At 64.7% G+C, this 6,453-nt stretch carries 4 protein-coding genes; all 4 read right to left on the reverse strand.

The annotated features are described in order from the left end of the window. Window positions 1-847 (reverse strand): ABC transporter ATP-binding protein (locus Q0288_RS04495; protein ID WP_299427812.1); only part of this gene is annotated, 847 nt, incomplete at its 3' end. Next, a complete protein-coding gene (locus Q0288_RS04500) occupies window positions 847-2,172 on the reverse strand; it encodes an ABC transporter permease (RefSeq protein ID WP_299427814.1) in 1,326 nt (441 codons plus the stop codon). The genes Q0288_RS04500 and Q0288_RS04495, both read right to left, overlap by 1 nt. Next, window positions 2,169-3,179, reverse strand: coding sequence for an ABC transporter permease (locus Q0288_RS04505; protein ID WP_299427816.1), 1,011 nt, complete (start codon window positions 3,177-3,179; stop codon window positions 2,169-2,171). The genes Q0288_RS04500 and Q0288_RS04505 overlap by 4 nt, the downstream gene beginning before the upstream one ends. A gap of 156 nt (window positions 3,180-3,335) precedes the next feature. Continuing rightward, entirely contained in the window at window positions 3,336-5,837 is a 2,502-nt protein-coding gene (locus Q0288_RS04510; RefSeq protein ID WP_299427819.1) for an ABC transporter substrate-binding protein, read from the reverse strand. Window positions 5,838-6,453 lie beyond the last annotated feature (616 nt).

Raw genomic sequence — 6,453 nt, forward strand, 5'->3', positions numbered from 1 at the left:
GTGGGTCAACCAGGCTGGGTGGCCGGCCGGGGATGAACCCCAGCGTCTTGCGCTCCCGCAGCGTCGGCACGCTGGCCATCAGAGCCTGGGAGTAGGGGTGCAGCGGCTCGAGGTAGAACTGGCCGGCCCGACTAAACTCGACCACCTGGCCGGCGTACATCACCGCGGCGTCGTCGGCCACCTCGCTACTGGTAGCGATGTCGTGGGTGATCAGGAGGAAGCTCATGCCCATCTCGCGCTTGATCACCTTCAGCACGTTCATGATATTGGCCTGGGTCAGCACGTCCAGGGCCGATGTCGGCTCATCCATGATCACCAGGTCGGGCCCGGTGACCAGGGCCATGGCCAGGGCTACCCGCTGGCGCATGCCCCCGCTAAGCTCAAAGGGGTAGCGATCCAGGAAGTCGGCGGGCACCCCCACCCGCGTGAAGACCTCCAGCGCCGCCTTGCGCGCCTCCCCCACTGTGGCCGCACGGCCGTGCAGGAGCAACGGCTCGGCGATCTGGTCGCCCACCCGTATCACCGGGTTGAGGGAGTTCATAGCCGCCTGGGGCACCAGGGCCAGCCGGATCCAGCGTACCTCCCGCCGGAAGCGCTCCTCGGGCAGGCCCATGGTCTCGAGCCCGTTGAGCCAGATCTGCCCCGTGTATCGCTGCACGTTGCGGGGCAGCAGCCGCAGGATGGCCCGGCCCAGAGAGGTCTTGCCGCACCCGCTCTCGCCCACCACGACCACCGTGCGCCCGCGGGTCAGGGTCAGGGATACGCCGTCCACGGCCTGCACCAGCCCCTTGAGTGTGCGGAAGTACAGGCGCAGATCTTCTATGGTGAGTAGTGTGTTGGTCGGCATTACTGCTCCCGCAGCCGGGGGTTGAAGACCCGGTCTAAGGCAAACCCCAGCATGGTGAAGCCCAGCCCGGTGAGAAGCAGCAGGAAGGCCGGCTGGAGCACCCAGTAGTGGTGGCCGGTGAACAGGGCCCCGGCGCGCTGGGCGTCATCTATGATCTTGCCCCAGGTGGGCAGGACGGGGTCGCCCAGGCCCAGGAAGGCCAGGCTGGCCTCCAGGAAGACGAAGGCCGGTATCAGGGTCACCAACTGGGGGATGAGCACCGGGACGGCCCGGGGAATCATGTAACTGAATACCACCCGCAGGCCGGTCGCGCCGTAGGCGCGAGCCGCCTCGATATAAGGCGCTTCCTTCACCTGCAAAAACAGCGCCCGGTGGGTCTTGATCGCGCCGCTAAACATCCCCAGCAGGATGACCACCCCCAGGATCACCCATATGCTCCGAGAGTAGAGCGTCCCGACCATGATCAGGATCGGCAGGAACGGCAAGATCAGGTTGACCTCGGTGATGCGTTGGATCAGGCCGTCCACCCAGCGGCCGTACCAGACCCCAATAGCCGCGATGATCAGGGTGCTGAGGGTGGAGCCTACGGCCGCCAGGAGCCCGAAGGCCAGGGCGATGGGCGTACCCCAAAGCAGTGCGAGCGCAATATCCCGGCGCTGGTGGTCGGTGCCGGCGATGCCATGGGCGCTTCCGTAGACGATCAGGCGGGCCTCCAGCTGTGCGTCTGGCTCGAAGAGGATTGCCTGGATAACCAGCTGATGCTGTCCCGGCAAGACCCGGTCGGGCACCCGGGGGTCGCCAAACAGAACTCTTTCGGGCCGGGTCACGCCCAGCTCGGCCTGCAGGCGGGCATCGCCCGAGATGCGGAATATGTCGCGGGTTCTTACGGCGCGGGTACCCAGCGGGATATCTGTTCCGTCGGGAGCGCGCCAGAACAGCGTCACGCTGGGCGGCAGGTTCTGATACGTGGGCTCGAAAAAGACCGTGAGCTCGGTGGGGAACGCCCGGTAGCGGTAGTCAAACGATAGGGTGGCGGTCACTTCGCGGATGCCTCCGCCGTGGTCTACCTCCTGGCGCTGAACGCCCCGGCTGTCCACGGCGATGTTACGTGTGAGATTGGTCCCCGGCAGCAGGGCCATCCAGGCCGGCCGGGCCAGCCGCGGATTCTCCAGCCACTGTTCCTCGCCGCCGCGCCACAGGCGGATGGCTTCGTTGTAGGGGATGGCAATCACAGCGAACACAGACATGGCCACCAGCAGGCCTATAATTACCAGGCCTCCTATGGCCGATGGATAGCGGCGGAGCTCGGCAAAAAACCGTCTCACTGCTCACCCTCCATCCCAACCTTTACCCGCGGGTCTACCAGCGCGTAGATGATGTCCAGCAAGAAGACGGTAACGGCCAGCAGGTAGGCGTAGATGATGGTGATGCCGACGATCACCGCCGTGTCGAAATGGCCTATGGCCGTAAATAAAGTGCGTCCCAGGCCGGGCCAGTTGAAGACCGTCTCGAGGATGATGGCGCCTTGCCAGGCCACGATCATCGAAAGGGCGAAGCTGGTGATGATGGTGGGCAGGGTGGGCCGCAGGATGTACCGGCGCTCGAGCGCCCGCGAAGATAGGCCCTTGGCCTTGGCTACTTCCACGTAGTCCTCACTGGAAAAGATCAGGAAGAAGGTTCGCCACTGGTACACGGCCAGGAAGATGCTCGCGAGGAACAGGGCGGTCATGGGTAGAACCATGTGGCGCAGCACCGAGAGGGCGTAGGCCACCGGGTGCTCCGGCGGCGGCGCCTGCACCATTCCCCCGAAGGGCAGGACACCCAGCACTACCGCGAAGATCAGGATGAGAAAGATGCCATAGAACCACGCCGGGGCCGCCGACGTGGGCGCCAGGGCGATCACGATCCGATCCATGGTGCTGCCGTAACCGCGGGACAGGGCCAGAGCCCAGAGCACCGAGGTGACGAAGAGCAGGATCTGAGCGCTGACGAAGAGCAGCAGGGTCGGGGGCAGGCGTTCTAAGATTATGTTGCGCACCAGACGAGAGCCAGCGTCGCTGGTCATCCTCTCGGCGAACCCCAGGCGCAGCATCAGGGCGTCCCGGGTGAAGTACACGCTGCGCTCGAAGAACGGCCGGTGCAGCCCCAGGCGCTCTTCCTCGATGGCGACCAGTTCGGCGATCCGCCGGTGCCGCTCTTCGACGGGCAGAGCCATCATCACCGGATCCATCCCCACCGCAGTGCCCACGGCCTCGCGAACCTCGGTCCTCTTGATCAGGTCCACGTGGCCGCCCATGTTGGCGATCAGTACGGTGAGATAGATCCCCACCACCACGGTGAGGAAAAGGGCGAACAGGCGGGTGGCGGAATACGTCAGAACCCGAACGACCGGGCTGGAAGCCGGGCGTCGGAGAGCGGGAGGCGGGGTGGCTTCAGTCATGGGAGTCAGTAGGCGGGGGGGTGCGGATCCGCACCCCCCCGCTGATGTCTATCGCGGCATAACGGTAAAGCTGGCGGTGGCGAAGGATGGGATGGCAACCACCCGCGAGACCACGACCACCTCGAGGCGGCTAGCGCCCGGAACAAGCCGATCGGTCGCCGCGGTAGGCAGAGCCGCTCGCCAGACGTCCCCGACCCTGGTGGCGTCGGCTGAGGCGCTCAAATTATCGCGCGCGTCGAAGAGCAGCCACCTGACCCGCTCGATCTCCGCCGGCGGGTACGGCCTGCCGGCATGGGTCACCCGGATGTCGAACGCGGCCTCGGCGCCCACCCGAACCGTGGCCGGACCGGTCACCGCAACCGCGGCAAGCTTTGGCGCATCGAAGCCTATCCACCTGGTCGCCGGGTCGGGGAACCGGGCGAACCGATGGAGCTCCACAATCCGCTCCACCGGCGCCACCCGCTGCAACTGGAAAGCCCCGGTGCCGATCCAGAAGTGGCCGCGCGCCCCCCGCCACCCGGCGAGGTTGGTCCAGCGTACTCTGGCTTCGTCGGCGGTGATGAACCTGCCCAGCGTCGGCGCGTAAGGGATAAAGTTCTCCCCGCGGGAAGCGGCCAGATGCCGGTCCAGGATGGCGATGCTGGGCCCGGCTATGAAGCTCATCCACTCTATCCTCTCGCTGGTGGCCTTGGCCGAGGAGAACGCCAGCTCCTTGGCAGCCTCGGCCCTAATTCCCAGGGCCAGGTTGTGCCACGCGCCCGGACCCTGAGCGTAGCTGGGCCAGAATGCCGCCGCCGCAGTAGATGCAATCAGCTCCGCGTCGGTGAAGAAGGTATCGGTATAGTACTCGACCACCAGGGGGCGTTCCGAAATAATCCGGAAGCCGCGGAACTCGCGCTCGAAGGTCCGGAAGGCTGGAACAGCCGCTGGGTCGAAGATGGCACTACCCTCCATGGCCCGGTCGAAAGTCAGGATCCATTCGAGCATGATGTCGCCTAGCGATAGAGGCGAACCATCGTGCCACTGCACGTTCCGGAACAGATCCCGCTCGAAGTGGACCACAGTCCTGGTGCGCGCCGTAAGGCCCTCTGGGTGCCGCTCTCCTACCGTGATGAACCGCTGGGCCCTGGGGTCCCACGAGATGAAGGCCCCGGCCGGCACGCGGATCTCTGGTACCGGTCTCAGGGTTACCCAGTCGAGGGTTTTGCTCACCGGCAGATCCCGCCGGAAGAACACCTCTGCCCGCTCAACCCGCTGGGGGTGCCACAGGCCCGTGAACGGGTCGGGCAGGGTGGCCGAGTCCTGCGTGGCCCGGATGAAGGTCAGGTCGAAGATCCAGTTCGACCCGGCGATGGGGTTCCACGGCTCGACCAGCACGTTGGGGATCCCGATCCGCACCGTTCCACCGGTGCGGCCCTCGTACCGGATAGTGTACGGCCACAACCAAGAGCCGCTGGTGCCACCGGCCAGGTCGCTGGCCAGCCTCAGCTCGGCCCGGCGGGGCCAGACCGGCACCCGTTCGGCGAGCCAAGTGCGTACGCCGTCCCTCACGCTGAACTCGAGGGCCTCCGCCATCATCCGGTTGCGCGCGGCGACCGTGGTGAAGTCGCTGCGGGCCAGCCGGTCGGCCAGGGTGTCGAAGGCGGGCGCGGGCCGGTAGGCCTGCCACAGCGGCTCGGGCCTTCCCCGCGGGGTGTAGAAGAAGTTGAAGTTATCGGCCTGGTCGCGGTCAATGGTCGTGGAGATCCAGCCGCCGGTCACGGCCTTCCATACCGCCGGGTCGGCCGGCCCGCCCATCCAGATCGGGCTCAGAACCGCAGCGGTGCCGTAGCGCCGCTCAACGGTGAAGCCTACTCCTTCCAGGAGGCCCGCCATGTAGTCGCCGATGGCGCGGCGCTCGTCCTCGGTCCGGATCAGGAAGGTGATGCTAACCGGCGCCCCCCTGAACTGCCACCGGCCACCCACCATGGTTGCGCCTAGCCGTCCCATCTCCTCGGCAATCACGGTTCGGGCACGGTCAGGGTTGTGGGTATAGGTGATCTCGAGCCTGCGGGCCGTATCAGCCAGCCGGGCGTAGTCCGGGAAGGCGGTGTTGATCGGCAGCCACCGGGCCCGACCCATTCCCCCCATGAGCTCGTCCACGATGTGCCTGCGGTTGACCAGCCAGTTCATCGCCTCGCGTATCCGGGGCACGGCGAAGGGGTTGAGTCTGGTGCCGTTGGCGTAAAGCGGGCCAACCGGGTTGAACGAAACCTCCCAGAAGAGACCGTAGGAGACATCGGAGGCAAGAGCCGGGATGCGCCCGATCCGGTCGCGTTGCGCGGGGTCTACGCTGGACATGAAGTAGACCTGGATGTCGTTCGCTTCCAGGCGGCTGACCGCCGCGGGGAAACTGGGCTCAACGAGCACTACAATCGAGTCTACCCACGCACCCGTTCGGCCCTGGGCCATGGTACTGGCGGGCAGGACAAGTGCCGCTGCTATCAAGAGCAGCAACACCACCCATTGTGCGGCGCGCGGCCGCTGGCTTTGGTACTGGTTCCCGTTCATACATATGCATCCTCCTCAGCAGATTTGCCACTGCACTTTAGCGTCCGCAGGTCATTCAGAACAGACAAGTTACCCTCTAGTTGCTTTCTCCGCCCCCAACTTCAAGCCCGATACAGGCTTTGAGATAAAAGAACGGCTAAACAACTTTAGTAGTAATATTTGGAATTTCCTGATATTATTCCCTAGCAACGAGGTGTGTCAACAGGTCAAGTTAAGACCGATACGTGTTATTATGAGGTTTTGCAAGGCTTTGACTCTTCGCGCTGGAGCTGGTCAGATCTTGCCCCGAGCCTGCAGAGGGGGCGAAGCCTGAGGCCTCGGCTCTTAAAGCGTGACAGGCGGGTCGCTAACCCAGTAGAACTCACTAGACAGGACAAAGACATCGGCGAGCACGATATGGCCTACTCCACAGTGCCAGGCGTCGTTGTTCTCTTCAGCGGGGCACCAGAGCTTGGGAGAACGTGGCGACAAGACGTAAAATCGAGCAAGACATAGACTAGAATTGACCGGATGATGTTACATCTTGACGGGTTTTTTGCGGCGCGCCCGGTAGCCAGAGTGGTGGCCCTTCTTAGCGCTCTGAACCTGCTGGCGGTGCTAATTTTTACCTTGCTGG

Source organism: uncultured Meiothermus sp. (genome assembly GCF_937863175.1).
In the GTDB taxonomy this organism is placed as follows: domain Bacteria; phylum Deinococcota; class Deinococci; order Deinococcales; family Thermaceae; genus Meiothermus.

Coding starts and splice junctions, on each gene's coding strand:
- Q0288_RS04510 (WP_299427819.1), bottom strand. CDS start 5,837: ATGAACGGGAACCAGTACCAAAGCCAGCGGCCGCGCGCCGCACAATGG.